This is a genomic window from Janthinobacterium sp. JF4, from assembly GCF_059617925.1.
In genome coordinates this window covers 1-24,999 of sequence record NZ_JCAQAV010000018.1, presented here as the reverse complement: position 1 = coordinate 24,999, position 24,999 = coordinate 1, and the positions used below count along the sequence as shown (strand labels likewise).

The 24,999-nt window shown below is 61.5% G+C and carries 27 protein-coding genes; 13 read left to right on the top strand and 14 right to left on the bottom strand.

Annotated elements, in window-relative coordinates; translation table 11 throughout:
• Positions 1-100: 100 nt before the first annotated feature.
• A complete protein-coding gene (gene dnaA, locus AC54AF_RS15120; RefSeq protein WP_034781304.1) occupies positions 101-1,495 on the bottom strand; it encodes a chromosomal replication initiator protein DnaA in 1,395 nt (464 codons plus the stop codon).
• Positions 1,496-2,131: 636 nt separating this feature from the next.
• Here dnaA and rpmH point away from each other — a divergent pair.
• From rpmH to AC54AF_RS15075, 9 genes are all read left to right on the top strand, one after another.
• Positions 2,132-2,266, top strand: coding sequence for a 50S ribosomal protein L34 (gene rpmH, locus AC54AF_RS15115; RefSeq protein WP_010401996.1), 135 nt, complete (start codon positions 2,132-2,134; stop codon positions 2,264-2,266).
• A gap of 8 nt (positions 2,267-2,274) precedes the next feature.
• The gene (gene rnpA, locus AC54AF_RS15110) at positions 2,275-2,727 is read left to right on the top strand and encodes a ribonuclease P protein component (protein WP_496637186.1); all 453 of its coding nucleotides are present in this window, start codon (positions 2,275-2,277) and stop codon (positions 2,725-2,727) included.
• On the top strand, positions 2,724-2,984 hold the full coding sequence (yidD, locus tag AC54AF_RS15105) for a membrane protein insertion efficiency factor YidD (RefSeq protein ID WP_099380761.1): 261 nt from the start codon (positions 2,724-2,726) through the stop codon (positions 2,982-2,984). The genes rnpA and yidD overlap by 4 nt, the downstream gene beginning before the upstream one ends.
• A gap of 11 nt (positions 2,985-2,995) precedes the next feature.
• Entirely contained in the window at positions 2,996-4,732 is a 1,737-nt protein-coding gene (yidC, locus tag AC54AF_RS15100; protein ID WP_496637185.1) for a membrane protein insertase YidC, read from the top strand.
• 61 nt (positions 4,733-4,793) lie between these two features.
• On the top strand, positions 4,794-6,173 hold the full coding sequence (gene mnmE, locus AC54AF_RS15095) for a tRNA uridine-5-carboxymethylaminomethyl(34) synthesis GTPase MnmE (RefSeq protein ID WP_496637184.1): 1,380 nt from the start codon (positions 4,794-4,796) through the stop codon (positions 6,171-6,173).
• A gap of 9 nt (positions 6,174-6,182) precedes the next feature.
• Complete coding sequence (locus tag AC54AF_RS15090; protein WP_496637183.1) at positions 6,183-6,482, top strand: hypothetical protein; 300 nt, start codon at positions 6,183-6,185, stop codon at positions 6,480-6,482.
• 17 nt (positions 6,483-6,499) lie between these two features.
• On the top strand, positions 6,500-6,703 hold the full coding sequence (locus AC54AF_RS15085; RefSeq protein ID WP_496637233.1) for a hypothetical protein: 204 nt from the start codon (positions 6,500-6,502) through the stop codon (positions 6,701-6,703).
• A gap of 25 nt (positions 6,704-6,728) precedes the next feature.
• Complete coding sequence (locus tag AC54AF_RS15080) at positions 6,729-7,298, top strand: hypothetical protein (RefSeq protein WP_496637182.1); 570 nt, start codon at positions 6,729-6,731, stop codon at positions 7,296-7,298.
• A 120-nt stretch (positions 7,299-7,418) separates the two neighbouring features.
• Positions 7,419-7,619 (top strand): hypothetical protein, encoded by a 201-nt coding sequence (locus AC54AF_RS15075; RefSeq protein ID WP_496637181.1) that lies wholly within the window; start codon positions 7,419-7,421, stop codon positions 7,617-7,619.
• 3 nt (positions 7,620-7,622) lie between these two features.
• Here the strand turns inward: AC54AF_RS15075 and AC54AF_RS15070 are convergent, their stop codons facing one another.
• Positions 7,623-8,264, bottom strand: a complete 642-nt coding sequence (locus AC54AF_RS15070; protein WP_131689709.1) for an Hpt domain-containing protein — start codon at positions 8,262-8,264, stop codon at positions 7,623-7,625.
• 105 nt (positions 8,265-8,369) lie between these two features.
• Positions 8,370-9,323 (bottom strand): CAP domain-containing protein, encoded by a 954-nt coding sequence (locus tag AC54AF_RS15065; protein ID WP_496637180.1) that lies wholly within the window; start codon positions 9,321-9,323, stop codon positions 8,370-8,372.
• A 216-nt stretch (positions 9,324-9,539) separates the two neighbouring features.
• On the opposite strand from AC54AF_RS15065, the gene pssA reads away from it, so the two are divergent.
• Complete coding sequence (pssA, locus tag AC54AF_RS15060) at positions 9,540-10,334, top strand: CDP-diacylglycerol--serine O-phosphatidyltransferase (protein WP_496637179.1); 795 nt, start codon at positions 9,540-9,542, stop codon at positions 10,332-10,334.
• A 2-nt stretch (positions 10,335-10,336) separates the two neighbouring features.
• Here the strand turns inward: pssA and AC54AF_RS15055 are convergent, their stop codons facing one another.
• Both AC54AF_RS15055 and AC54AF_RS15050 read right to left on the bottom strand, forming a co-directional pair.
• Complete coding sequence (locus tag AC54AF_RS15055) at positions 10,337-11,263, bottom strand: aldo/keto reductase (protein ID WP_496637178.1); 927 nt, start codon at positions 11,261-11,263, stop codon at positions 10,337-10,339.
• A 53-nt stretch (positions 11,264-11,316) separates the two neighbouring features.
• Complete coding sequence (locus AC54AF_RS15050) at positions 11,317-11,880, bottom strand: TetR/AcrR family transcriptional regulator (RefSeq protein WP_496637177.1); 564 nt, start codon at positions 11,878-11,880, stop codon at positions 11,317-11,319.
• 225 nt (positions 11,881-12,105) lie between these two features.
• On the opposite strand from AC54AF_RS15050, the gene AC54AF_RS15045 reads away from it, so the two are divergent.
• The 3 genes from AC54AF_RS15045 to AC54AF_RS15035 are packed head-to-tail and all read left to right on the top strand — an operon-like array spanning position 12,106 to position 16,030.
• Positions 12,106-12,798 carry a gluconate 2-dehydrogenase subunit 3 family protein gene (locus AC54AF_RS15045; protein WP_496637176.1) on the top strand — a complete coding sequence of 231 codons (693 nt, stop codon included), beginning with the start codon at positions 12,106-12,108 and terminating at the stop codon, positions 12,796-12,798.
• Positions 12,799-12,836: 38 nt separating this feature from the next.
• A complete protein-coding gene (locus tag AC54AF_RS15040) occupies positions 12,837-14,624 on the top strand; it encodes a GMC family oxidoreductase (protein ID WP_496637175.1) in 1,788 nt (595 codons plus the stop codon).
• Positions 14,625-14,638: 14 nt separating this feature from the next.
• Positions 14,639-16,030: a cytochrome c gene (locus AC54AF_RS15035; RefSeq protein WP_496637174.1), complete on the top strand. Its 1,392-nt coding sequence runs from the start codon at positions 14,639-14,641 to the stop codon at positions 16,028-16,030.
• A gap of 64 nt (positions 16,031-16,094) precedes the next feature.
• On the opposite strand, the gene AC54AF_RS15030 is transcribed toward AC54AF_RS15035, so the two are convergent.
• From AC54AF_RS15030 to AC54AF_RS14990, 9 genes are all read right to left on the bottom strand, one after another.
• On the bottom strand, positions 16,095-17,240 hold the full coding sequence (locus AC54AF_RS15030; protein ID WP_496637173.1) for a D-alanyl-D-alanine carboxypeptidase family protein: 1,146 nt from the start codon (positions 17,238-17,240) through the stop codon (positions 16,095-16,097).
• Between the two features lie 114 nt (positions 17,241-17,354).
• Positions 17,355-18,008: an alpha/beta hydrolase gene (locus AC54AF_RS15025; RefSeq protein WP_035828394.1), complete on the bottom strand. Its 654-nt coding sequence runs from the start codon at positions 18,006-18,008 to the stop codon at positions 17,355-17,357.
• 35 nt (positions 18,009-18,043) lie between these two features.
• On the bottom strand, positions 18,044-18,361 hold the full coding sequence (locus AC54AF_RS15020; protein ID WP_070310269.1) for a (2Fe-2S) ferredoxin domain-containing protein: 318 nt from the start codon (positions 18,359-18,361) through the stop codon (positions 18,044-18,046).
• Positions 18,362-18,401: 40 nt separating this feature from the next.
• Positions 18,402-19,589 (bottom strand): VanZ family protein, encoded by a 1,188-nt coding sequence (locus AC54AF_RS15015; protein ID WP_496637172.1) that lies wholly within the window; start codon positions 19,587-19,589, stop codon positions 18,402-18,404.
• Positions 19,586-20,200, bottom strand: a complete 615-nt coding sequence (locus AC54AF_RS15010) for an ABC-type transport auxiliary lipoprotein family protein (protein ID WP_496637171.1) — start codon at positions 20,198-20,200, stop codon at positions 19,586-19,588. Before AC54AF_RS15010 ends, AC54AF_RS15015 begins: the two co-directional genes overlap by 4 nt.
• A gap of 12 nt (positions 20,201-20,212) precedes the next feature.
• On the bottom strand, positions 20,213-21,172 hold the full coding sequence (locus tag AC54AF_RS15005; protein ID WP_496637170.1) for an MlaD family protein: 960 nt from the start codon (positions 21,170-21,172) through the stop codon (positions 20,213-20,215).
• Complete coding sequence (locus tag AC54AF_RS15000) at positions 21,172-22,074, bottom strand: ABC transporter ATP-binding protein (protein WP_496637169.1); 903 nt, start codon at positions 22,072-22,074, stop codon at positions 21,172-21,174. The genes AC54AF_RS15005 and AC54AF_RS15000 overlap by 1 nt, the downstream gene beginning before the upstream one ends.
• Entirely contained in the window at positions 22,074-23,207 is a 1,134-nt protein-coding gene (locus AC54AF_RS14995; RefSeq protein ID WP_496637168.1) for an MlaE family ABC transporter permease, read from the bottom strand. The genes AC54AF_RS15000 and AC54AF_RS14995 overlap by 1 nt, the downstream gene beginning before the upstream one ends.
• A 57-nt stretch (positions 23,208-23,264) precedes the next feature.
• Entirely contained in the window at positions 23,265-24,785 is a 1,521-nt protein-coding gene (locus AC54AF_RS14990; protein WP_496637167.1) for a B12-binding domain-containing radical SAM protein, read from the bottom strand.
• Positions 24,786-24,999: the final 214 nt, after the last annotated feature.

Below are 24,999 nucleotides of genomic sequence, written 5' to 3'. Positions count from 1 at the left end.
TTAACAATCATTGCAAGGGGAGCCCCGGCAGGCCGGCTGCGGCGCTCTCCCAGATAATAAGGGTAAAGCACGTTTTGAGCCAGCCTTGCCCAAGCGGCGCTTAGCCTTTTAACGTTTGTTCCAGCACATGCAATTCATGGTTGCATTCCGGGTTCTTGGTGCGGTCCAGCGCGATCTTGCGCACGGCATGCAGCACCGTGGTGTGGTCGCGACCGCCGAACAGCTCGCCGATTTCCGGCAGGCTCTTCTGTGTCAATTCCTTGGCCAGGTACATGGCGATCTGGCGCGGCCGGGCGATATTCGCGGGGCGGCGCTTCGAATACATGTCGGCAACCTTGATATTGAAGAAGTCGGCCACCGTTTTCTGGATGTTTTCCACGGAAATCTGGCGGTTCTGCACCGACAGCAAGTCCTTCAGGGCTTCCTTGACGATATCGATCGTGATGTCCTTGCCATGGAAGCGCGAGTACGCCAGGATCTTGCGCAGCGCGCCTTCCAGCTCGCGCACGTTCGAGCGCAAGTGCTTGGCGACAAAGAACGCCACGTCGTCGGAGAAGGTCACGCCTTCTTGCTTGGCTTTTTTCAACAGAATGGCCACGCGCATTTCCAGTTCCGGCGGTTCGATGGCCACCGTCAGGCCCGAGTCGAAGCGCGAGATCAGGCGGTCGTCCATGCCCGTGATTTCCTTCGGATAGGTATCCGAGGTGATGATGATCTGTTTCTTCGCGGCAATTAATGCCTCGAACGCATAGAAAAACTCTTCCTGCGTGCGGCTCTTGCCGCCAAAGAACTGGATATCATCGATCAGCAGCATGTCGAGCGAGTGATAGTAGTGCTTGAAGTCGTCGAAACCCTTGCGCTGGTAAGCGGTCACTACGTCGCGGACGTACTGTTCCGCGTGGATGTAGCGTATCTTCGCGCCCGGATTGTCGGCCATCACCTGGTTGCCGATGGCGTGGATCAAGTGGGTTTTACCGAGGCCGACGCCGCCGTAGAAGAACAGCGGGTTATATGACACGCCCGGATTGTTCGCCACCTGGATGGCGGCGGCGCGCGCCAATTGGTTGGCCTTGCCGGTCACGAAGCTGTCGAAGGTCAGGTCGGTGTTGATGCGGCTCTGCTCGCGGCGCGGCGCGGCGCCGATGCTCAGTTCAGGCACGCTCGGCTGCGGCTCCGCGGCGCGCGCGCTGGGCGCGCCGCCATTCGGATCGCTGGCCGGGGTGCTGGCGGTGACGGGTTTCTTCGGCAGGGCCAGGCGCGGGTCGAGCACGAACTGCACTTCCGTCGGCGCTTCGAAGTACTGAATGGCCAGCGCAGTGATGCGGCTGGCGAACTGGGTCTTGACCCAATCGAGCTTGAAGCGATTGGGCGCAGCAATGCGCAGCTTGCCCTCTTCGTAATCGAGAGGGATAAGCGGTTTGATCCACGCACTGAATTGTTGCGGTGTCAGCTCCAGTTCCAACTGCGCGGAACAGGCCTGCCAGAAATTATCCATGTATGTCTATGTGAAAAGGTGTGGGAGGGCGTATCGATTCTGCCCTGCGTTCACCGTGTTGCAAGGCCGGCGTCGCGCGAGGGCTCGCCACACGTAACGCGCTATTCTACTCCCGACTGACAAAGTTATCCACAGGCGCGACGCTTATTTTTCTGTGGCGGGGTGGGGCGCCATGTGCATAAGAGGCGACTTATCCCCCGGTTATCCCGTCACAGGCAGTGCTGGCGCGGCCTGTGGCGTGGCCTTGCCAGCAACTGGCGGGCGGCGCGAAAATTTCCAGGCGATCACGGCAATCCTTGACAAGAGGGGGGCATATGCTGAATAATTCAGGGTTCCCCGCCCGTATTCCGTGTTTATTCATTTGGAACGACAATATGGACTAAGCGTGGATTAACGACGCAGTACCAAATCGTAGCGAGCGGTGATGAGTTGTGGCTGAGGCGCGCAACTGTGCGAAGGCACAGTGAGCACCGGAGGCCGCAAATCGCTCCGCGTAGTAGATTTGGTGCGCGTTCAAGCGGGCGATGAGATTGGCCAGCTTGTGCCTTGGCATAAGTGCGCGATTGTCATTGGCACCAAAAACTGACGGGACGTCAGACCCGATTTTGCATTTTTTTTGTTTTTAGCGAGACCAACATGAAACGTACTTACCAACCTTCCGTCGTTCGCCGCAAGCGTACGCACGGCTTCCGCGCTCGTATGGCTACCCGTGGTGGCCGTGATGTGCTCAACGCACGTCGCGCAAAGGGCCGCAAACGTCTGGCCGTCTAGGCTTGTCGTTGACAGCTGATCGCGTGGCTAGCTGTACTCCAGTCGGCAATCAACGCGAAGGTTCACACGACTTCGCGCGCTTTCGGCGTATCGTTAAAACGGATGAATTTTCATCCGTTTTTCGTTTGCGCCCTTCGCAAAAAACAGCGCATTTTGTGCTGTACACCCGACACAATCAATTGCCGCATGCGCGGCTGGGCGTCGTTGTGGCCAAGCGTTTCGCGCCGCGCGCGGCGACCCGCAACACGATCAAGCGCGTCACGCGCGAGCTGTTTCGCAACAGCGCGATGCCGCCGGTCGACTGCGTGGTGCGTTTGTCGCGCGCCGTCAACAGCAAGGATGGCCCGGCCACCACGACCCGGCTCAAAGCCGAGCTGCGTGAGGAATTGGGCCGCCTGTTCGCGGCGCAAATCGCCGCCCAGGCCCGTTCTGTTGCTACGCCACCACCATCCGCGCCATGAAAACCCTGCTGCTGTTCCTGCTGCGCGCTTATCAGTTGCTGATCAGCCCCATGCTGGGACAGAATTGCCGTTTCTATCCGAGCTGTTCGCATTACGCGATGGAAGCGCTGCGCGTGCACGGCACGGCCAAGGGCAGCCTGCTGGCTGCCAAGCGCCTGTGCCGTTGCCACCCCTGGAATGAGGGGGGTGTCGACCCGGTGCCGCCGGCCGACGCCAAACAATCTTCAACGACCGCTTGCGGTTGCAACCACTCCTGACAAATACCCTAATGGATATCAATAAACGTACCATCCTGTGGATCGTGTTTTCCGTCTCGCTGGTAATTCTCTGGAACGAATGGATGATCTCGAACGGCAAGCCGTCGATGTTCTCCGCGAACACGGAACAAACCGCCAAGGCGCCTGCGACCCCTGCCAAGACGGATGCCCTGGCTGCCTCGGCTGCGGCAGGCGTGCCTGCCCTGCCGGGTGAGGCTGTCGATCCCGCCGCGTTCAAACGCGAAGTGATTACCATCACCACCGACGTCATCAAGGTCGATATCGACACCCTGGGCGGCCAGGTCAAGCGTCTGGAATTGCTGAAGTTCAAGGGCGCGGGCAATCCGGGCTGGTTTGGCGGCTGCTTCGGCCTGTTCAAGTGGTGCCAGCCCGATGACGGCAAGCAAAACGAAGTGCTGTTCGACGAAGGCGCGAACCATACCTATCTGGCGCAATCGGGCCTGGTCGGCGGCCCCTTCCCTACGCACGCGAGCGGTTTCACCGTGCAACCTGGCGTACGCACCCTGGCCGATGGCAAGCAAGTGCAACTGGTGATGGAAGCGGTCGAAGGCGGCGTCAAGCTGACCAAGACGTTTACCTTCAAGCGCGGCGACTACGTCATCGACGTGCGCCACGACGTGGCCAACGTGGGCGCGGCACCTGTCACGCCGCAGCTGTATCTGCAGCTGACGCATGACGGCAACAAGCCGGTCGGCGATTCGTTCTTCAACAGCAGCTTCACCGGTCCGACCCTGTACACGCCACAGGACAAGTACCAGAAGCTGACGTTCGAGAAAATCGAAAAAGCGGCCGTGGAAGACGAGAAGAAGGGCAACGACAATGCCATGAAGGGCCTGTATCCGGCCACGGCGACTGGCGGCTGGTTTGCGATTTCGCAACACTTCTTCGTGTCCGCTTTCGTTCCGCCCGAGAACGCCAAGCGCGACATCTTCACGAAGAAGGTCGGCCCCAACCTGTACGCCATCGGCAACGTGCTGCCATTGCCTACCCTGGCGCCTGGCGCCTCGGCCAGCATGGACAGCAAGTTGTACTCGGGTCCGCAAATCGCGCATCTGCTGGAAAACGTCTCGCCTGGCCTGGAACTGGTCAAGGATTATGGCTGGCTGACCATCATCGCCAAGCCGATGTTCTGGGTCATGGAACAGATCCACAGCGTACTGGGCAACTGGGGCTGGACCATCATCGCCTTCACGATCCTGATCAAGCTGCTGTTCTTCCCGCTGTCGGCCGCCGGCTACCGCAGCATGGCGAAGATGAAACTGGTCACGCCGAAGATGCAAGCCATCCGCGAACGCTTCAAGGGTGATCCGCAAAAGATGAACCAGGCCACGATGGAGCTGTACAAGACGGAAAAGATCAATCCGCTGGGCGGCTGCCTGCCGATCCTGATCCAGATGCCCGTCTTTATCGCCCTGTACTGGGTCTTGAACGCTTCCGTGGAAATCCGCGGCGCGCCATGGATCGGCTGGATCACCGATCTGGCCCAGCATGACCCATGGTGCATCCTGCCCGTGCTGTACGCGATTTCGATGTACATCACGACCAAGCTGAACCCGGCTCCGGCCGATCCGATGCAAGCGAAGATGATGCTGTTCATGCCACTGGCATTCTCGGTGATGTTCTTCTTCTTCCCGTCGGGCTTGGTACTCTACTGGGTTGTCAACAACGTCCTGTCGATCGGCCAGCAATGGGTGATCACCAAGAAATACGCGCCAGCCGTCAAGTAATTCCGGCCAGCGACCAGAAAGCCCGCCTCGCGCGGGCTTTTTTTTAATCTACAATATCCCCATGAAACTCGACTCTTCCCCTATCGCCGCCATCGCCACTGCCCCCGGGCGCGGCGGCATCGGCGTGGTACGCGCCTCCGGCAAAAATCTCGCCCCTTTGATGGTCGCCCTGTTCGGCGCGCAGCCACTCAAACCGCGCCACGCCAGCTATTTGCCCTTCACGGAAAGCGACGGCGCCATCATCGACCAGGGCATCGCCATCCACTTCAAGGGCCCGCATTCGTACACGGGCGAAGACGTGCTGGAATTGCAGGGTCACGGCGGCCCCGTGGTGCTACAGCTGCTGCTGGCGCGCGTGCTCGAAGCGGGCCGCGACAGCGGCTTGCGCCTGGCCGAACCGGGCGAATTCACGCGCCGCGCGTTTTTGAATGACAAGCTTGACCTGGCGCAAGCCGAAGCCGTGGCCGACCTGATCGACGCCTCCACGGAAGCGGCGGCCAAGTCCGCCTCGCAATCGCTGTCGGGCGCGTTTTCGAACACCATCCACGCGCTGGTGGAGCAGGTGACGGGCTTGCGCATGCTGGTCGAGGCGACCCTCGACTTCCCGGAAGAAGAAATCGATTTCCTGGAAAAATCGAACGCGCGCGGCCAGTTGAAAGCCGTCATCGTAGCCTTGAATAAAGTGTTTGCGCAGGCGGCGCAGGGCGCGCTGCTGCGCGAAGGTCTCAATGTCGTGCTAGCCGGCCAGCCGAACGTGGGCAAGTCTTCGTTGCTGAACGCGCTGGCGGGCGCCGACGTGGCGATCGTCACGCCGATTGCCGGCACCACGCGCGACAAGGTCAGCGAAACCATCCAGATCGAGGGTATTCCGCTCAACATCATCGACACGGCCGGCATCCGCAGCGCGGGCGACACCATCGACGCCGTCGAGCGCATCGGCATCGAGCGCACCTGGGGCGAGATCGGCAAGGCCGACGTGATCCTGCACCTGTTGGATGCCGACCACGGTCCGACGCTGGCCGACGAAACCATCGTCGCCGCCTTCCCCGAAGGCGTGCCCGTGGTGCGCGTGTGGAACAAGATTGACCTGTCGGGCCACAAGCCCAGTGTGGATGCCCTGCCGGACGCCACCCACGTGTATCTGTCGGCGCACGAGCACATCGGCATCGATTTGCTGCGTGCTGAGTTGCTGCGCATCGCCGGCTGGCAGCAGACGGGCGAATCGCTGTACCTGGCGCGCGAACGCCATCTGATCGCCTTGAAATCGGCCGGCAAGCACCTTGATATCGCCGCCGAACACGCGGCGCAGGACGACCAGTCACTGGACCTGTTCGCCGAAGAGCTGCGCCTGGCGCAGGTACAGCTGTCGAGCATCACGGGCGAGTTTTCGCCGGACGATCTGCTGGGCGTGATTTTCAGCCGTTTCTGCATCGGCAAGTAAGGGGCAACGATGAAAATGTGGATCGCTGCCGCACTGTGCTGCCTGCCCTTGCTGGCTCAGGCTGAGGAAAAGCTGCCGCGCGACGTGGCGCAGTTCATTGATCAGGCGCAAATGTGCGAGCATTTTGCCGGCGAGTGGGATGATCACGACAAGGAGCGCCAGCGCGAGATCACGCAGGCCGTCGAGCAATCGTGCGGCCAGGCGCAGAAGCAGTGGAAACGGCTGTCTGCCAAGTATGCTGGACAGCCGGCGCTTAAGAAACTCATCGCCGAGCATGCAAATGATGCCGTCAGGAGCTTTCGGAAATAAGCATCGGAGGTGTTTTTTTGCATACACCTCGAACGGCGAAAAGACCGGCGCTCGATCTGTTCGCCGAAGAGCTGCGCCTGGCGCAGGTGCAACTGTCGAGCGCCACCGGCGAAATTTCGCCGGATGATTTATTGGATGTGGTTTTCAGCCGGCTCTGTATCCGCAAGCAAATTCATATTGATTGTGTAACAGCAATAGCTTGCCGTGTGACGGTTTTATAGTCGGAATTCCCAACCAGGAGTTCCTATGACATATCCTTCATTCCCGCGTAGCACCGCTATTGTTTTTTTCGCATTGGCGCTTGTTTCTCCTATCGCGGTTTTGGCTGCCGCCCCATTGCAATTGACGATCGACACTGTGCTACCGCCTGATCCTGGTGCTGCTGGCAAACAAACGCTTGCCGGTATTGATAGCAATGATAATGGCGTGCGCGATGATGTCGAGTTGTTCCTGCGGCGGCATTTTTCGCGAGATGCCCGGCTTCTGCGGGGCATGGCAAATGTTGCCATCAGCAGCCAGGCGGCTATTCTGGCAACCACACCCTGGGAATCGTCACATGCGCATTCGATGGCGATACGCAGCAGTGAATGCCTGGCTGGCCTTGGCGAGCTGGTCCGCGAGGATGAAAACAAGGTAGGTCAAGTGATGGCCTTGCTTGTCAATACACCCCAGCGCAAGGAAGCCATCCAGGCGCACGGTGCGCGTCTTGCCAATATGACTTTCGTCATGCGGCAGGAGACAGAGTGGGAGCCTTACTGCATGGAACGGGCCGATCTTGTGGGGCCGAGTGTGCAAACCCAGCCTCGCCGCGAATAGCGCCATTTGCTGCCATGTATCCCACGGGAGAGCGGTCTATTGCGCATGCTCATACCGCATCAACTTTAATGACGTAATCTTGCTGAGCGGCCTTGAAGTGCCGCTAGGAAAGGAAGCGCCATGGACAGCAAACAGCCGGATGTCGTGGAATGCGAGGATGGGGTAGTGGCGCGCCCACTGCCCGCCATGCCGGAATTGATCGCCTCCTTGCCGCCGAAAGGCGCGTGCTGGTATTGCGACAAGCCGCTAGACGCCGTGCGCCGTTTCTGTTGCAAGAGTTGTGGCGTGGCGTATGCGGAAGAGGCGCAGTACAACAGCTGAGCGCTAGCGGCGCCGCAGCAGCGCCGCCAGCGCGCCGTCGTAGTCGAACTCATGCGCAGCCGCGGCCACTTCCTGGTAGACATGCACGCCCAGGCTGGCAGCGAGCAGGCTGGCCGAGTTTTCCAGAATGTCGATGGCCGCGCCGTCGCCTTCGCGCAGGTGGCTGGCCAGGCGCGCCAGCAGCAGCTGGATGGCGGGCGCAGCAGGGTCGGGCGCCACGTCCTGCGCCGCCGTGTGGGTGGCCTCCGGCGTGCCCAGCATGCTGCTGACCGCACCGAGCAATTGATCCTGCGCCAGTTCCAGTTGCAGCATCTGCCGGGCCAGGTCGGTTGCCTGCGCGCGCAGCGCCGACTCCAAGGTTGCCGACAGGCCATGCACATGGTGCGCACCGATCATGCCGGCGGCGCCTTTCAGGGTATGCGCCTTCAGGCGCGCGGAGGCATAGTTGCCCGTGTCGAATTCGGCGCGGATCTGGCACGGCGTGGTGCCGTGGTCATGCAGGAAGCGGCGCAGGATTTTCAGGTACAGGATGCGGTCGCCCATGATGCGGCCCAGTCCGTTCTCGACATCGAGAATACGGACCATGTCGGATGCCGCAACGGCGGCATCATCATCATCATCGCAAGTGGCGTGTGGTTTCAGCATGCTGTGCAGAGCGCCCCAAAACTTGTCAATTGCCGTAAAGCAGGAACAGCTATTCTACATCCAGTCATGCCCGACGCTGCGCCCGCTTGGCAGTCGGCAATATCGCTATCGCGTCGTGAATGACCAGCTGCGCGTGACGTCCGCGCCACTGACTTTGCCGATGAAACTCACGTCGTAGGTGGTGGCCGCCCGCAGGGGGGCCAAGGGGATGATGGCGGCCACTGAACGCGATGTATTGATGGCATCGGTTTCCTTGCTGAGCAGGCGTACCGTCAGGTCCGCGCCGGCGCCACGCTGGCGCACGGTGAACGCCGTCACGCTGAGGGTGGCATCGAAATTCGCATGGACGCTGATGGGGTAGCCGACCACGTCCTGGTTGGGCACGGGATCGGGTTCTTCCTCATTGCTGGAGAAACTGGTGGCGACCTTGGTCTGTCCGGTGAACGGGTAGCTGACGATCTGTCCGGCTGGCAAGCCGGGGCCATAGCGGCTATTGCCCGCCAGGTCGGTGGTGAAATAGGCATACCCGCTGTTGTTGACGGCCGCGCCGGCGCCGCCTTCCTTGAAGATCGGTTCAAAGATGAGGAAGCGGTGATACACGGCCGTGATCAGGTTTTCCGCCATGTAGAAACCGGAGTTGGTCGCCACGCCCGCGATGACTTCCCCCCAGACGGAAGTGACGCCATAGCCTGATGCGGTCAGGCGGTCGTAGAGTGTTTCGCCGGTAAAGCCTGGTTTGCCCTTGATTTGATTGTGCACCACCACACTATTGCTGTTCAGATAGTTGGAGTGGCCGAGTGCCGCGTTGTCGATTGGGCCATTGCGTACCAGCGGCGTCAGCCCGATCTGAGCGCGCCGGTAATTGATCCAGTTGAAGCCATCGGTGGCGATATTGTTGCTGAGGGCGGGAGCGCCCGGTTCCTGCGTCAGCTGCCCGGCCGGGGTCGAGGTGCTCAGCGACGTCTTGTCGCCGCTATCGCCGCCGCCACAGGCACTCAGCAGTGCTGCGCTCAGCAGGGCGGGTATCCAGTATTTCCAACGCAGTGACGAGGCAATCAAGTTGACTCCTGTATAGGTAGGCGGACAGAGGTGGTGGGCAGCGTGTTGCCCTGTGAAACGATTCTAAGGTATTTTTATCTGCCGTAGAGCATCCATGAAAAGATATGTCGCGTGCTCGTGCGCGGACGGTGCCGCAGCTGCGCAGGGTAGAATGGGCATAGTGCAGCGTTTGGTGCTGCGTAGCCTCATTGCCGATTTCTTTGATTGCCCACAAATTTGAACACATCGCCCAAGTCGCGCCTGCAGCGCGCCAAGTACGCCTTGCCCAGCATGGTGACTTTGCTTTCGATAGCCTGCGGTTTTGCCAGCATCGTCATTTCCGTCGATAACGCGACTGTCGGCGACGCGGATGCCTATCGCCTGGCCGCCGCCTTGCTGGTGCTGGCCGGCGTGTTCGATGCGCTCGACGGCTACGTCGCGCGTCTGACGAACACCAGTTCGCAGTTTGGCGTGCAGCTCGATTCCATCGCCGACGTGATGAATTTCGGCTGCGCCCCGGCCGTCCTGTTGTACTGCTACGGCTTTGTGCAGATGGGCGTGCACGATCCGCTGCTGCTGCGCTTCGGCGGCATGGCCAGCTTCTTCTTCGTCGCCTGCGGCGCCATGCGCCTGGCGCGCTTCAATGTGAACGTGGGGCGTACCGATCCCCTGTATTTCGTCGGCATGCCGATCACGGCCGGGGCCGCTTGCGTGGCGGCCGTGGTGGTGGCGTGGCCGGCGCCCATCGATTCCATGCTGCACAGCTATCTGCTGATGCTGCTGCTCGTCGGCGTGGGCAGCCTGATGGTGTCGACCTTGCGTTTCCCCAGCTCCAAGCAAAAGAAAAGCCTGGCCGCGCTGCTGGTGCTGATCGTGGCCGTCGCCCTGCTGGTGTGGCTGAAGACCAGCTTCTTCGCGCTGTTCTTCGCCGTCTACATCGCCGCCACCCTGCTGCTCAACCTGGCGTGGTACCTGGGCTGGCGCGGCATCGCCTTGCCTCAGGTGTTCAACGACCCGGACGAGATCGATTAATCTCAGGCGACCTCGTGCCCGCGCGCGGCGCGCAGGATGGCGAACCAGTCGCTGCGGCTGAGCGTAAACTGCGTGCCTTCCACTGCCACGCCCACGGCCTCGATGCGTCCCGTGCCCGTCAACGGCAGGGGACGGCACGGCAGTTGCATGATCCAGGCAAACACCACGCTGGCAAACGGACGCTGCAGTTGATCCGCGATCTGCTTGATGACATTGCGCAAGTTCTCCACGTTCGCGTCGCCCCCCTGGAACAGCCGGCCACCGGCCAGCGGCGACCAGATCATCGGCGCCACTCCCACGTCCTGCAAGCCGTCGAAGGTTTCGTCGAACAGGGGCGCCACGTGCAGCGGCGAGAATTCCACCTGGTTCGTCACCAGCGGGAAACGCCGGTGCAGGCAGTCGAACTGGTGGCGGCTGAAATTCGATACGCCAAAGTGCAAGACCTTGCCCGCTTGTTGTAGCTGGGTAAATGCGCCGGCGATCTCGTCGAAATCCATCAGCGGGTCGGGACGGTGGATCAGCAGCAAGTCCAGGCGGTCGGTCTGCAGCTGGCGCAAGGTCTGTTCCACGGAACTGGTGATGTGCGCCGCGCTCGTGTCGTAATGCTGGATGGCGTGGCCGGGACGGTGCGGCGACAGCAGCTTGATGCCGCACTTGCTGACCAGCTCCATCTTGTCGCGCAAGCCCGGCTGCAGGGCCAGCGCTTCGCCGAACAAGCCCTCGGCGCTGTAATCGCCATAGATATCGGCATGGTCGAAACTGGACACGTCCAGTGCCAGGCATTGCTCGATGAAGGCCAGGCGTTGCTGCGCCGACATATTCCACTCGCCGATGCGCCACATGCCGGCGACGATGCGCGACAGTTCGGGACCGTTGCTGCTCAAACGGCTGCGCGGCGCTTGCAGGCTGGCGGGAAATACATGGCTCATGGGCTGGCTTTCTGGTGGTGGCGAAGAAGGTGACGCCACGATTATATCCAGTGCTACAGCATGCTGCGGATAAAGCGGCAGCAACGTTCCTGCAGGGCATCGTCGAGCTGGCCATCCAGCTGCATCTGGTACACCAGCGCCGATTGCAGCATGAAGGCGAACAGGCGCAGGTCGAGGTCGGCGCGCACGCCGATGTTGACCAGGCGCTGCACCACCAGGGTGATCCACGGCGCGACGATCTGTTCGCGAAAGCGCAGCTGCGCGGCCGCATCATTGTGGATCAGCACCAATAAATCGCAGGTGAAGCGGCCATCGGCGTTCAGGTTGTCGAAGATGCGCGCGCAGATCGCCTCGATTTCCTGGCCGTCCGGCATGTCGAGCGCGCGCTGCAGCTTTTCCGCCGTGCGCTTGACGAGCGCGTCGAGCAGCATGTCTTCGCGCCGTGGCCAGCGCCGGTAGATCGTCTGGCGCCCCACGCCGGCCGCGTCGGCCACCATCTGTATCGTCACCGCTTCCAGCCCATGCTGGCGCACCAGCATGACAATCGCTTCGAGCACCGCATCTTCCACGCCCGCCTTGCGCGGGCGGCCACGCGCTGCTGCCTCTTTTTTAATCACGTTGAGCCTGTCTCTGAATGTTTCTTTTAATTATGGTACGATGCGCACCGTAAATGTAAAGCAACTGCTTGTCAATCATCTTGGTCAATTCACCGGCAAGTGGATGCGCCGCGATACCCCAGTCATCTCCACGTGAAATCTGCACTCTCCGCGGCGCATGCCCGCATTTTCTTTCTGACTCCCACATCCACCACTGTGGCGGCTCGTGCCGCCTGAGGAAAACCTATGAAAATCATCGGGATTTCGCCCCAGCGGCGACAGTTCCTGCGCAAGGCCGTTGGCGCCGCGCCTGCCGTGGCCTTGCTGGCCGGCGCCGGCGGCGGCCTGGCCATGGCCGTCTCCAAGGACCAGCCTGCCTACAAACCGCGCTTTTTCGACGCCACCGAATGGGCCACCTTGACGGCACTGGTCGACCGCCTGATTCCCGCCGATGGCGAGGGGCCGGGCGCGCTGGAAGCGGGCGCGCATGAATTCATCGACGCGCAGATGAACACGCCGTACGCGTATGGCGCGCTGTGGTACATGCAGGGGCCATTCGTGCCATCGATCGAGCAGTTCGGCTACCAGTTCCACATGGCGCCGCGCGAGCTGTACCAGAGCGCCCTGGCCGGCGTGAACGCGGCCGTGCATAAACAGTCCGGCAAGCCTTTCGTGCAACTGAACGCGGCCGAGCGCGACGCCATCATCATGCAATTGCAAAAGGGTAGCCTGGACATCGGCGCGGTGCCGTCGAAAGTCTTCTTCAACCAGCTGCTGCAAAACACGCGCGAAGGATATTTTTGCGATCCCGTGCATGGCGGCAACAAGGACATGCTGGCCTGGAAGATGGTGGGTTTTCCCGGCGCGCGCGCCGATTACATGGATTGGGTGGAACAGTATGGCAAGAAATACCCGCTGCCGCCGGTCTCCATAGCATAAAACTTTTTGTAGCAGATCAAAGAAAAAGAAAAACCATCATGAGTGATATCAAACCCGATGTAAAAATGAAGCCTGTCGATGCCGTGATTGTCGGCTTCGGCTGGACCGGCGCCATCATGGCCAAGGAATTGACGGAGGCGGGCCTGAACGTGGTCGCGCTGGAACGCGGCGAGTACCGCGACACCTATCCCGACGGCGCCTATCCGAAGACCCTCGACGAGCTGACCTATATCCAGCGTAGCAAGCTGTTCCAGGATATGTCGAAGAGCACGTTCACCTTCCGCCACAGCATCACGGGTGTGGCTGTGCCCTACCGCCAGATCGGCGCCTTCAAACCCGGCACGGGCGTGGGCGGCGCAGGTCTGCACTGGTCGGGCATGCACTGGCGCGTCTTGCCGGAAGAGCTGCAAATCCGCAGCCATTACGAACGCCGCTATGGCAAGAAATTCATTCCCGAAGGCATGACGATCCAGGATTTTGGCGTGACCTACGCCGAGCTGGAGCCGCACTTCGATTTCGTCGAGAAAGTGTTTGGTACCTCGGGCCAGGCGTACAAGGTCAACGGCATCGTCGTCGGCGACGGCAATGTGTTCGAGGGTGACCGTTCCGACAATTACGCGCTGGCGCCGCAAAAAGTACCGTACACGGCCGAGCTGTTCCGCCGCGCGGCCAAGGCCGTCGGCTACCATCCGTTCGTCAACGCCTCGTCGAACGCGTCCGGCCCGTACACGAACCCGTATGGCTGCCAGATGGGCCCGTGCAACTTCTGCGGTTTCTGCTCCGGCTACGCCTGCTACAACTATTCCAAGGCGTCGCCCAACGTCAACATCATGCCGGCCCTGCGCATGGTGGCGAACTTCGAGTTGCGCGCCAACTGCAACGTCGTGCGCATCAACCTCGACGGCAGCAAAAAACGCGCAACGGGTGTGACCTACATCAATGCGGATGGCAAGGCCGTCGAGCAGCCGGCCGACCTGGTCATCGCCAGCGCCTTTGCCTACAACAATGCGCATCTGTTTTTGCTCTCCGGCATCGGCAAGCCATACGACCCCGTCAGCAATGAAGGCGTGGTGGGGCGCAATATCGCCTACCAGATGATGTCCACCATCCAGACCTTCTTCAAGGAAGACACGAACACCAACCCCTTCATCGGTGCCGGCGGCACCGGCGTCGCGCTCGATGACTGGAATGGCGACAATTTCGACCATGGCCCGCTGGGTTTTGTCGGCGGCTCGCCCGCCTGGTGCAACCCGGCCGGCTCGAAGCCAATTTCCGGCATCGCCACGCCGGATGGCACGCCCGCCTGGGGGGCGGCCTGGAAGAAGGCCGTCAAGAAGAGCTACCTGAACACGGTCTCCTTCGATTGTCATGGCGCCAACATGACCTACCGCGACTGCTATGTCGACCTCGACCCGACCTATACGGACAAGTTTGGCCAGCAATTGCTGCGCTTTACCTTCGACTGGAAGGAAAACGACATCAAGATGAGCCGTTTCGTCACGGACAAGATGATGAAGGTGGCCGAAGCCATGAACCCGGAAGCTATCAAGGTGTCCGTCAAGAGCGTGGGCGACCACCTCGATCTGCGCAACTACCAGACTACCCACTGGGCGGGCGGGACGGCCATGGGCGCGGACCGCAAGACCAGCGTCGTCAACCGCTATCTGCAGAGCTGGGACGTGCACAACGTGTTTGCCGTCGGCTCCAGCGTGTTCCCGGTCGGCATCGGCTACAACCCGACGGGCCTCGCCTGCGCGCTGACCTACTGGTCGGCCAAGGCCATCCGCGAGCAATACCTGAAAGATCCCCGTCCCCTGGTCGCCTGATAAAGAACAAGAAGATGAACAAACCATTCACCCATACCATGGGCGCGCTGCTGCTGGCGCTCGCCTCCAGTACCCCCAGCATCGCCTGGTCCGCCGCCACCCCGAACGCCCAGCTGATACGCCAGGGCGAATATCTGGCCCGCGCCGGCGACTGCATCGCCTGCCATACGGCCGGCACGAAAGGCCAGCCGTTCGCCGGTGGCCTGGGCATGGAAACGCCGATCGGCAAGGTGTATTCCACCAACATCACGCCCGATAAAAAGGCCGGCATCGGCGACTGGAGCTTTGCCGATTTCGACAAGCTGATGCGCACCGGCGTGACGAAACATGGCTACACCGTGTATCCGGCCATGCCATATCCATCGTACTCGCGCCTGAGCGAAGCGGACATGCAGGCGCTGTACGCCTACTTCATGCATGGCGTGAAGGCGAACCCGACGCCGAACAAGGCGGCCGACATCCCGTGGCCGCTGTCGATGCGTTTCCCGTTGACCATCTGGCGCTGGGCGTTTGCCCCCACGCCGCAGCCGTACAAGGCGCCAGTCGCGGGTGACGCACAATTGTTGCGCGGCGCCTACCTGGTGCAGGGCCTGGGCCACTGCGGCGCCTGCCATACGGCACGTGGCGTGGGCATGCAGGAAAAATCGCTGACGGACGCGGGCAATACCACCTTTCTGGCGGGCGGCGGCGTGATCGACGGCTGGTCCGTGCCCTCCTTGCGCAATGAGCATGGCGGCGGCCTGGCGCGCTGGAGCGAGGCGCAGATCGCCGAATTCCTCAAAACGGGCCGCAACAGCCACACGGCCTCGTTCGGCGCCATGAACGACGTCGTGGCCCATTCCATGCAGCACATGACGGATGGCGACCTGGCGGCGATGGCGAAATACCTGAAGTCCTTGCCGCCATCGAACCCGGCCACGCCGGCGTTCGTGGCGGACGACAAGCTGGGCAAGCAATTGTTCAGCGGTATCGTCAACTCAAAAGGCGCGCAGCTGTACCTGGACCGTTGCGCCGGCTGCCACCGTTCCGACGGCAAGGGCTACGACAAGGCGTTTCCTGCGCTGGCCGGCAATGCCGTGCTGCAGACGAACGATCCCACGTCGGCCATCAACATCGTGCTGTCGGGCGGCGCCGTGCCGGCCACGCGCACGGCGCCGTCGGCGCTGACGATGGCGCCGTATGCCGACATTTTCAATGACGAGCAGACTGCCCAGGTGGTGACCTTCATCCAGACCAGCTGGGGCAACCGCGGCACACCGGTGACGGCGGCGCAGGTGGCCAAGGTGCGCAAGGTGTCCGTGCCGGTGCAAGCATCGCAGACGGAAGCGACGTTTGCGGCCGGCCGCCACGGCACCTTCCCGCCCGTGGCGCGCCAGCCGCACCTGAAGGATGCGCCGGCGAAATAAAGTCTGCGGACGAAAAAAATGCCCGCAGCATCTGCGGGCATTTTTTACGTGAGACAAGAAATATTTACTTCATCCACAGGCGCATCGAATCCCAGGCGCGGCCGAAGATCGTGGCCTGGTTGATGGTTTCCAGTGCCACGACCGGCAGTTCCAGCAGGACCTTGTCGTCGACCATCATTTTCAGTTTGCCGACAGGCGCGTTTTCGGCCAGGGGCGCGACCAGCGGATCCTTGCGTTCCAGCACAGGTTTCATCTTGGCCGCCGTGCCTTTTGGTACGGTGACGAGCACATCGCGGGCGAAACCGATTTTCACGGTGCTTTTCGAGCCCTTCCATACTTCCGGCGTGGCCACGGCCTGGCCTTTCGAGTACAGCTTGACCGTATCGAAGTTCTGGAAGCCCCAGTTCAGCAGCTTCTGGCTTTCCTGCGTACGGGCCTGGTCGGACGTGGTGCCCAGCACCACGGAGATCAGACGGCGCTCGCCGGTGCCGCCGGGACGGCGGGCCGACGCGATCATGCAATAGCCGGCAGCTTCCGTGTGGCCCGTCTTCATGCCGTCGACGGTTGGGTCCAGCCACAGCAGGCGGTTGCGGTTAGGTTGGGTGATCTTGTTGTACGTAAAGCTTTTTACGGAATCGATCTTGTAGAATTCCGGATAGTCGGCGATCACGCGCTTGGCCAGGACGGACAAGTCTTGCGCGGTGGAATAGTTGTCGGGGCTAGGCAAGCCATGCGGATTGGCAAAACGCGTGTTTTTCAAGCCCATGCGCTGGGCTTCGCGGTTCATCAGCACGACGAAAGTACCCTCATCGCCGGCAACGGCTTCCGCCAGTGCCACGGCGGCGTCGTTACCCGATTGAATCATCAGGCCATGCAGCAGGTCGTCGATCGATACAGGGGTGGCCGGGTCGATGAACATCTTCGAACTGCTCGCATCGACCTTCCAGGCGCGCACGGAGACGTTCACTTTTTGGTCCAGCGCCAGTTTCTTTTCGCGGATGGCGGCAAACGTCAGGTAAGCCGTCATGATCTTGGTCAACGATGCCGGTTCGATGCGCGCGTCCGGATCTTGCGAAGCAATGATCTGGCCACTGGTGGCGTCAAGCAACAGCCAGGACTTGGCGGCGATGGTCGGGGCTGGAACGCTCTGGGCGTAGGCGGCGGAAAAGAAAAATACACTGGAGGCCAGTGCCGCTAAAAGTTTTTTCATGGGGCTGGTCTGCGAGAAAAAGATGGAGGCTGAGGGCCATGCTGTTGCTACCTGCATGGCCGCGTGGAAAAAACGGATCAATTATAGCCGTGGAGGCGCTAGTAAGCCCACACTTCAATGGTCATCTGCTGCTATTGCGGGTTTGTCACCATGCCACAGGGCAATCACGAGGTTCTTGATGTGATTGAGCTTGCGGTGGAAAAAGTGGTCGGCGCCGGGGATCACGATCACGGGAATGTCTTGTGGACGGGCCCAGTCGAAGACGGCGGACAGGGGAATTGTGTCGTCCAGTTCGCCGTGGATCAAAATGGTGTCGGCGGGAATATCGGCCATGGCCCACTTGCCGGCCGCGCTGCCGATCAGCGCCAGGCGCTCGACGGGCGTGCCGGCGGCGGCCAGGCGTTCCTGCAGTTTCGATTGCACGAAGGTGCCGAACGAGAAACCGGACAAGGCCACGGGCAAGCCCGGATACAGGCCGCGCATGTGTTCGTACAGCAATTGCATGTCGTCCGTCTCGCCCGCGCCATGGTCATGTACGCCTTCCGAGGCGCCCACGCCGCGGAAGTTGATGCGCGCCACCACGTAACCGAGGGCGACAAAGGCGCGCGCCAGGGTTTGCGTGACCTTGTTATCCATCGTGCCGCCGTATAACGGATGCGGATGGGCAACGAGGGCGATGCCGCGCGGGGTGTCTGCCGGGAAATCGAGCAAGCCTTCCATGCTGCCTGCATGGCCGGCGAGGGTAAATTTTTCCGAGTTTCTGTTCATGATGCTCATACTGGTGGCATTCTCTTAAATTGGCATTAAATCTTGAGGCGTTCGACAACCTTGCCGCCCACCAGGTGCGTATCGATGATTTCATCGATATCGCTGGTGTCGACATAGGTGTACCAGGTCGCTTCCGGGTAGATCACCAGCAGCGGGCCTTCTTCGCAGCGGTCCATGCAGCCGGCCTGGTTGATGCGGATCTTGCCCGCGCCATTCATGTCGAGTTCCTTGATGCGGCGCTTGCAATGCTTTTGCGCCGCTTCCGCGCCATGGTCGCCGCAGCTGTTGCGGCCGTCTTCACGTTTATTCATGCAGAAAAAAACGTGGCGTTCAAAATACGGTGCGTCGCTCATACTATGCTCCTGCTGATTCATCAATGCGCCATGATAACGCTTATGGGTGGTCTTCGCGCCGCTGGCGCTGCGCGTCTTCCTGCCGGTTCAGGCGGTGCGAGGGCAGGCACAGGAACCACAGGGCCATGAACGGCCACAGCAGAGCCAGGAATTGCGCCGCGCCATTGAAGTTCAGGAACTTGCCTTGTACCCAGCCTTGCAAGGTTGACATGAAGTACGGGTTGATCGGCGTCGTATTCACCATCACCAGGCTCAGCAGCAAGGTGGCGGTGGCGATGCGGCGCTGCGCCACGTGCGGGGCGAACGCCAGGCCGCCCAGCATGATCAGGCCGATCAGGAAACCGCCCTGGGCGCCCGGGGTGATCCAGACGAAGGCGTTTTCCGGTGAAAACAGCAGGGCGCTGGCCATCGAGCGCACGATCAAGGCGGCGGCGATGAGGATCAGCATCAGCACGGCGCGGGGCGCGGCGCGGCGCAGCAGGCACAGCAAGGTAAGCACGGCGCCCGTCATGCCGCAAGCCGTGATAATCGTTTCCGAGAGCCAATATTGCTCGACGGTCAACACCACATCGGGACGCAAATACGTGGCCAGGTCGATCTCCATGCCCGCCAGGCGCGACAGCCAGTCCGACAGGATGGGCAGCAGCTGGCCCAGGCCAAACAGATAGCCTTGCGGATAGATCTGCGCCAGCGGCCACAGGGCCACCAGCACCAGGCCCTGGCTGGCGTGCTGGGCAAACCAGCGCTGGCGCAAGCGGTACAGATGGCTATGGTCGAGCAGCTTGCGCGCCGTCACGGCACCGATGAGGGAACCGATGCAGCAGCCGGCCGCATTCGTATAAAAATCCAGATTCGACGATACGCGGCTGGGCAAATAGGTTTGCACGGCTTCCATGCTACCGGAAATCAACATGCCGCACAGGCTGGCGACGATGACGGCAAAGAAACCCGTGATGCGTGGAAACAGCGAATACACGATCAATGCACCCAGCGGAATGTAGCCGACGACGTTGATGCCCACGTCAAAGCCCGTCCAGTAACGGGGCATGCGCGTGTTTTCCAGGAACGTCAGTGGCGACAAGCCATTGCTGTGCCAACCCGTAAACGGAAACCAGCTGGCGTATACGATCAGGAAGACGTAGGCGAGCAGGGTCGCGCGCGACACGGGCGAGGACCGCGGCGGTGGCAGCGGTGCCGCCGGGCCGGCGGGGGAAGCTGGTGCCGTCATTCTTTCGGAATGGTCAGCGTGCCCAGCCAGGCCAGCAGGTCGGCGGCGATGGCGTCCGATGCCGCCGCCAGCGCCTGCGCGCCTCCTTGCGCGTCGGCGCTGCCGGCCGGTCCGCTGCGGCTGAAGGTTTTTTGGTCGATCAGGCGGTGGCCGCGAAAGACCGAGGCGCGCAGCGACACATGGCCGCTGCTGTGCGTCTGCGTATCGAAGTTTTGCGAAAAATCATCGACGTCGATGCGCAGCAGCGGCATGCCGGCAGCCGCGTCCGTGGTGGACAGCACTTTCACGCCGCTTTGCGCCACGCGGGTTTTCAGGCGCTGGCTCAGCAGTTGCAGTGGCGGCGTGTTCCAGCGGTTGTAGGCGTACGGCCGCGATTGCTGCGCATCGGCGTACAGCAGACGGTAATACATGCGCTGGCTGTCCAGCCAGGAAGGACCGTTGGCGTCGGCGATGACCAGCACGGGCACGGCTGGCGCCGCCGGCTGCGCGGCTGCCGGCGGCGCGGCCGGGCCGAAATCATAAAACGTGGGGACGGGGCCGCGGCTGGCGCAGCCGCCCAGCAGGAATGCGGCGGCCAGGATGAGTGCGCTGAGATTGCGTGAAATAGGCATGCGGTGTTCTCCTTATTTGCCCGGCGCCGAAAACCCGGGCTCGCCCGGGCCGGGCTGGATGTCTGGGGCGCCGAACAAGATGCTCTGCGGCTGTTCATTGAGCGTGCTCATGGTGGTTTTCAGGGCGCGCATCGAGGAGCGCGCCTCGCCGCTCAGCTCGATTACCTGCGGCAAGACTTCCAGCGACACGCCATTGGCCACCGTTTCCACCGAGTAGCCGACCCGCTCGACCGTGCCATTGACCTTCTCGAGCACGCCGCCTGGCGCCTGGATGTCGTTGCCCAGCTTTTTCCACGTGGCCGTCAAGTCCGACACGTTCTTGCTGGCCGTGCTGACGGCCGTCAAGGTTTGCCGCGTTTGTTCCGTCAGTTGCGGCAATTGCGTCAGCGTCGGCTCCAGTTGCTGAGGAATGGCGCCAAAGGCCTTGGCCGCCTTGCCCACTTCATTGAAGGCGCCCAGCATGGCGGCCTGGTTGTCGGGGCTGAGCAGATTGTTGACCTTGTTGGTGATCTGCTCGGCCTGGTCCAGGATGCGCTTGCCGCGCTTTTCCAGCTGGTCGAGCAAGCCCGCGCGCAGGGGGATCAGCGACGGCTTGTCCTTGCTGGTGCCCAGCAGTTTCGAGCCCACCTGTTCGTCGTCGAGCTGGATGTAGGCGATGCCCGTCACGCCCTGGTAGCCGAGGGTGGCAAAGGTGGTGTTGGTGACGGGGGTGTCGGGCGCCACGCTGATGTGCACGAGGATTTGCCCGGCCTTTTGCGTGTCGAAGTCGATGGCGTCGACTTTGCCCACTTCCAGGCCCCGGTAGCGCACGGTTGCCTGCGGGTTCAGGCCCGGCACGGACAGGGTAGTGGCGAGCAGGTACGGCACCCGTTCCACGCGGTCGCGGTTGAACCAGACGCCGAACAAAATGGCGGCCACCAGCAAGGTGAGCGTAAAAAATCCCGTCATCAGGGCATGTGATCTGTTTTCCATTACTTCTCCGCTTTCTTGTCAGTGCCGGCGTCGTCGCCTGGCTGCGCCGCTTTGCCCGCCGCCGCCTGTTTCTCATCGAGGACGGCCAGCGCGCGCTTGCCGCGGTCGCCGAGGAAAAATTGTTTGATGAACGGGTGGTCGACTTCGATCACCTCGCGCGTGGGGCCGATGGCGATCACGTGTTTTTCCGCCAGCACGGCGATGCGCGTGGACAGGGCGAACAAAGTGTCGAGGTCATGCGTGACCATCACCACCGTCAAGCCCAGTTCGCGGTGCAGCGACTGGATCAGGGCGACAAAACTTTCCGACAGGTCCGGGTCCAGGCCCGCCGTGGGTTCGTCGAGGAACAGCAGCTTCGGTTCCAGCGCCAAGGCGCGCGCCAGGGCCACGCGCTTGATCATGCCGCCCGACAAGTCCGATGGCATTTTCAGCGCATGTTCCGGGCCCAGGCCCACCATATTCATCTTCAATAATACCGCGTCGTGCACCAGCGCCTCGGGCAGCACGCGCAATTCGCGCATGGGCTGGGCCACATTGTCGAACACGGTCAGGGCCGAATACAGGGCGCCCTGCTGGAACAGCATGCCCCAGTGGTTGCGCAACTGTTGCAGCTGGTCGGAACTTGCCTTGTTGATATCTTCGCCAAAGACGCGCACGCAGCCGCGCGCCGGATGTTCCAGGCCCAGCATCTGGCGCAGCAGCACCGTCTTGCCGGTGCCGGAGCCGCCCACGATGGAGAGGATTTCCCCGCGCTCGATTTCCAGGTTCAAGTCCTGGTGCACGACGGTGCGGCCGAACTTGGTCCATAGATTGGTGATGTCCACCACGGGCGCGCTGCCATGCAGGTTGAACTGGCCCTCGTTGCCCTCGCTCACTTTGCAAGCGTTATCGTTGTCCGCCATCAATATCCCACTCCATTGAAGACGATGGCGAACACGGCGTCGGCCAGGATCACCACGGTGATGGCCGTGACGACGGCGGTGGTGGTGCCGTGCCCCAGGCTTTCCGTATTGGCCTTGATGCGCAGGCCGAAGTGACACGAGACAAGCGCGATCAGCATGCCGAAGATGACGCCCTTGCCCAGGCCGATCATGTAATTGGCCAGCGGCACGGCGTCCGGCAGCTTCTGGATGAAGTAGCGCGCCGACAGATTCAGTTCCACCTTGGCCGCCACCATGCCGCCGATCAGCGCGGCCGTATCCGTCCAGATCACGAGCAGGGGCATGGAAATGGCCAGGGCCAGCACTTTCGGCATGATCAGGCGGAAACCGTGCGAGATGCCCATCACCAGCATGGCATCGAGCTCTTCGGTGACGCGCATGACGCCCAGCTGCGCCGTGATGGACGAACCCGAACGGCCGGCCACGAGGATGGCGGCCAATAAGGGCCCCAGTTCGCGGATGACGCTCATGCCCAGCAGGTTGACCAGATAGATGTCGCCGCCAAAGGCGCGCAGTTGCTGCGCCGATAGATAGGACAGCACGACGCCGATCAGAAAGCCGACCAGGGCCGTGATGCCCAGCGCCTGGAAGCCCGCATGGAAGATATTGGCGGAAATTTCACGCCACGGCCCACGCATGGGATGGCGCGCGAAGCGGCCGATGTCCTGCGTCACCTGGCCCACGAGGGCAATAAACCCCTTCAAATGTTCGAAAAACAGCAGGATGGCCATGCCCAGTTTCATCACGGGCGTGAGGCGGTTGGCGCGCGAAGGCGGCGTTGCCAAAGGGCCCGTTTCTTCGATGCGCCGGAAAAACTCTTCCTGTGATGGCGCCAGGGTCAGCTGCGCCGGGCGCTGCTTGCCCCAGGCATTCCAGAACAGCTGGGCGCCGATATGGTCCATGCTGTCGATGGCCGACAGGTCCCATTGCACCTTCGCATCGCCCTGCAAGGGCTTGAGCTGGGCATCGATGGCCTTGATGGCATTGTCATGCGCGAGGGCATGCACCTGCCAGGTGCCGCTGGCGGTCACGATGGCTCCCTGTTGGGAGCTGGTCTGGGAGAGGGTCAGTTTCGGCGATTGTACAGTCGGCATCGTGCCAGTTTAAGGGAGAATGGCGCAGACCGCTACCGCTGTTCAATCACCGGCCTGTCAGGACGCCAGATGGCGTGCCTGCCGCTGCGGCAGGGCCACGTCCGGGCGCACCTTGGCGCCGCTAGTACTCACTTCGCTTGGCTTGCCATGCGCGGCCGCTTGCGCGCCGCCCGCATAGTCGCTGGCCACGAGGGCATTGGCTTCGAGCGCGCTCATGCCGCGCGTCTGCAGCCATTGCGCCACCAGCTTGGCCAGGCGCTCCATGGCGATGCGGTGGGTGGCGTCCGTATGGGCGTACAGCCAGTTCGAAAAATCCATGAAATTTTCAAACGGCGCATCACCGAGCATCCACTGCACCGTATTGGCGAAGCGGCCCGAATTGGCCACCAGATCCCAGTAGCGGGCGAAGCGTACGAGGCGCTGCATGCTCATGAAATCGAGCTGCTTGTTCGCCAGGATGGTGTAGGGCGGGTGCGGGTCGAACACCATGCCATAGTTTTCCGTGTGGCGGATGATGGGCGTGCCGCGCAGCCGTTTTAATATGCCGAACTGGATTTCATGCGGTTTCAACGCCACCAGCTTGTTGAAACCGGCCGCGAAGCTGGCTTCATCCTCGCCCGGCAGGCCGGCGATGAGGTCCACGTGCAGGTGGGCATTCGATTCCTCGCACAGCCAGCGGATGTTGTCGGCCGCCTTTTGATTGTCTTGCTTGCGGCTCACCAGCGCTTGCACGTCCGGATTGAAGCTCTGGATGCCGATCTCGAACTGCAGCGCGCCGGGCGGGAATTTGCTGATGCCTTCTTTCAAGGCATCGGGCAAGTGGTCGGGCACCAGCTCGAAGTGGGCATAGATGGGATCGTCCGGGTTGGCTTCGATCTTGTCTAAAAAGAACTGCATGATCTTCAAGCTGGTCTTGATATTCAGGTTGAAGGTGCGGTCGACGAACTTGAACAGGCGCGCGCCGCGCGCATGCAGGGATTCCATCTCGGCCAGGAAATTCTCCAGCGCGAAGGGCCAGGCCGTCTTGTCCAGCGCCGACAGGCAGAATTCGCATTTGAACGGGCAGCCGCGCGACGCTTCCACGTAAATCGTGCGGTGGCGGATATCGTCGTCTGTATACAGGGAGTAGGGCAGTTGCAGTTCCGCCAGTGGCGCTTGCACGCCTGCATGGATCTTCATCAGCGGCTTCGGGCCGTTGAGGATCTCGCCGCACAGCTTGGGAAAGGTGACGTCGCCCCAGCCTGTGATCAGGTAGTCGGCCAGTTTGACGATCTCTTGCTCGCCCGCCTCATGCGACACTTCCGGCCCGCCCAACACGATGATGACCTCGGGCGCCACGCGCTTGAGCATGGCCACCAGCTTGGTGGTTTCCTCGACGTTCCATATATACACGCCAAAACCGATGATGCGCGGCTTGTTGAGGAGGATGCGCTCGACCAGTTCCGTGGTTTTTGTACCGATGACGAATTCCTGCAGCCGCGTCTGCGCTTGCAGCGGACCCATATTGGCCAGCAAATAGCGCAAGCCCAGCGAAGCGTGGGTGTAGCGGGCGTTCAGGGTGGAGAGCAGGATGGTCATGACAGGTGCGGATCGAGGGAAAGCAGCCATTTTACGCTGCACACGATGATTTCTCAGGATAAAGCTTGCTTCCTGGCCTGGAGTTGGCTATAGTTCGCCTCCCCAATGAGACGCAGTCAAATGCGGCAGTTGAGGATCACCGGAAACGGCGATGAGCAGGAAAAGAAGGAGTTGACGGATGTAGTGAAATGCTTCATACTCTTCCTTCTTCGCA

Bases quoted from the DNA above. Each gene is read 5' to 3' on its own strand.
- AC54AF_RS14990 (WP_496637167.1), bottom strand. From the start codon at position 24,785: ATGACCATCCTGCTCTCCACCCTGAACGCCCGCTACACCCACGCTTCG.
- AC54AF_RS15045 (WP_496637176.1), top strand. From the start codon at position 12,106: ATGAAAATCATCGGGATTTCGCCCCAGCGGCGACAGTTCCTGCGCAAG.
- dnaA (WP_034781304.1), bottom strand. From the start codon at position 1,495: ATGGATAATTTCTGGCAGGCCTGTTCCGCGCAGTTGGAACTGGAGCTG.
- rpmH (WP_010401996.1), top strand. From the start codon at position 2,132: ATGAAACGTACTTACCAACCTTCCGTCGTTCGCCGCAAGCGTACGCAC.
- AC54AF_RS15035 (WP_496637174.1), top strand. From the start codon at position 14,639: ATGAACAAACCATTCACCCATACCATGGGCGCGCTGCTGCTGGCGCTC.
- AC54AF_RS15030 (WP_496637173.1), bottom strand. From the start codon at position 17,240: ATGAAAAAACTTTTAGCGGCACTGGCCTCCAGTGTATTTTTCTTTTCC.
- AC54AF_RS14995 (WP_496637168.1), bottom strand. From the start codon at position 23,207: ATGCCGACTGTACAATCGCCGAAACTGACCCTCTCCCAGACCAGCTCC.
- AC54AF_RS15070 (WP_131689709.1), bottom strand. From the start codon at position 8,264: ATGCTGAAACCACACGCCACTTGCGATGATGATGATGATGCCGCCGTT.
- AC54AF_RS15000 (WP_496637169.1), bottom strand. From the start codon at position 22,074: ATGGCGGACAACGATAACGCTTGCAAAGTGAGCGAGGGCAACGAGGGC.
- AC54AF_RS15010 (WP_496637171.1), bottom strand. From the start codon at position 20,200: ATGCCTATTTCACGCAATCTCAGCGCACTCATCCTGGCCGCCGCATTC.
- AC54AF_RS15015 (WP_496637172.1), bottom strand. From the start codon at position 19,589: ATGACGGCACCAGCTTCCCCCGCCGGCCCGGCGGCACCGCTGCCACCG.
- AC54AF_RS15020 (WP_070310269.1), bottom strand. From the start codon at position 18,361: ATGAGCGACGCACCGTATTTTGAACGCCACGTTTTTTTCTGCATGAAT.
- AC54AF_RS15025 (WP_035828394.1), bottom strand. From the start codon at position 18,008: ATGAACAGAAACTCGGAAAAATTTACCCTCGCCGGCCATGCAGGCAGC.
- AC54AF_RS15075 (WP_496637181.1), top strand. From the start codon at position 7,419: ATGGACAGCAAACAGCCGGATGTCGTGGAATGCGAGGATGGGGTAGTG.
- AC54AF_RS15090 (WP_496637183.1), top strand. From the start codon at position 6,183: ATGAAAATGTGGATCGCTGCCGCACTGTGCTGCCTGCCCTTGCTGGCT.
- AC54AF_RS15040 (WP_496637175.1), top strand. From the start codon at position 12,837: ATGAGTGATATCAAACCCGATGTAAAAATGAAGCCTGTCGATGCCGTG.
- AC54AF_RS15055 (WP_496637178.1), bottom strand. From the start codon at position 11,263: ATGAGCCATGTATTTCCCGCCAGCCTGCAAGCGCCGCGCAGCCGTTTG.
- mnmE (WP_496637184.1), top strand. From the start codon at position 4,794: ATGAAACTCGACTCTTCCCCTATCGCCGCCATCGCCACTGCCCCCGGG.
- AC54AF_RS15080 (WP_496637182.1), top strand. From the start codon at position 6,729: ATGACATATCCTTCATTCCCGCGTAGCACCGCTATTGTTTTTTTCGCA.
- yidD (WP_099380761.1), top strand. From the start codon at position 2,724: ATGAAAACCCTGCTGCTGTTCCTGCTGCGCGCTTATCAGTTGCTGATC.
- AC54AF_RS15005 (WP_496637170.1), bottom strand. From the start codon at position 21,172: ATGGAAAACAGATCACATGCCCTGATGACGGGATTTTTTACGCTCACC.
- yidC (WP_496637185.1), top strand. From the start codon at position 2,996: ATGGATATCAATAAACGTACCATCCTGTGGATCGTGTTTTCCGTCTCG.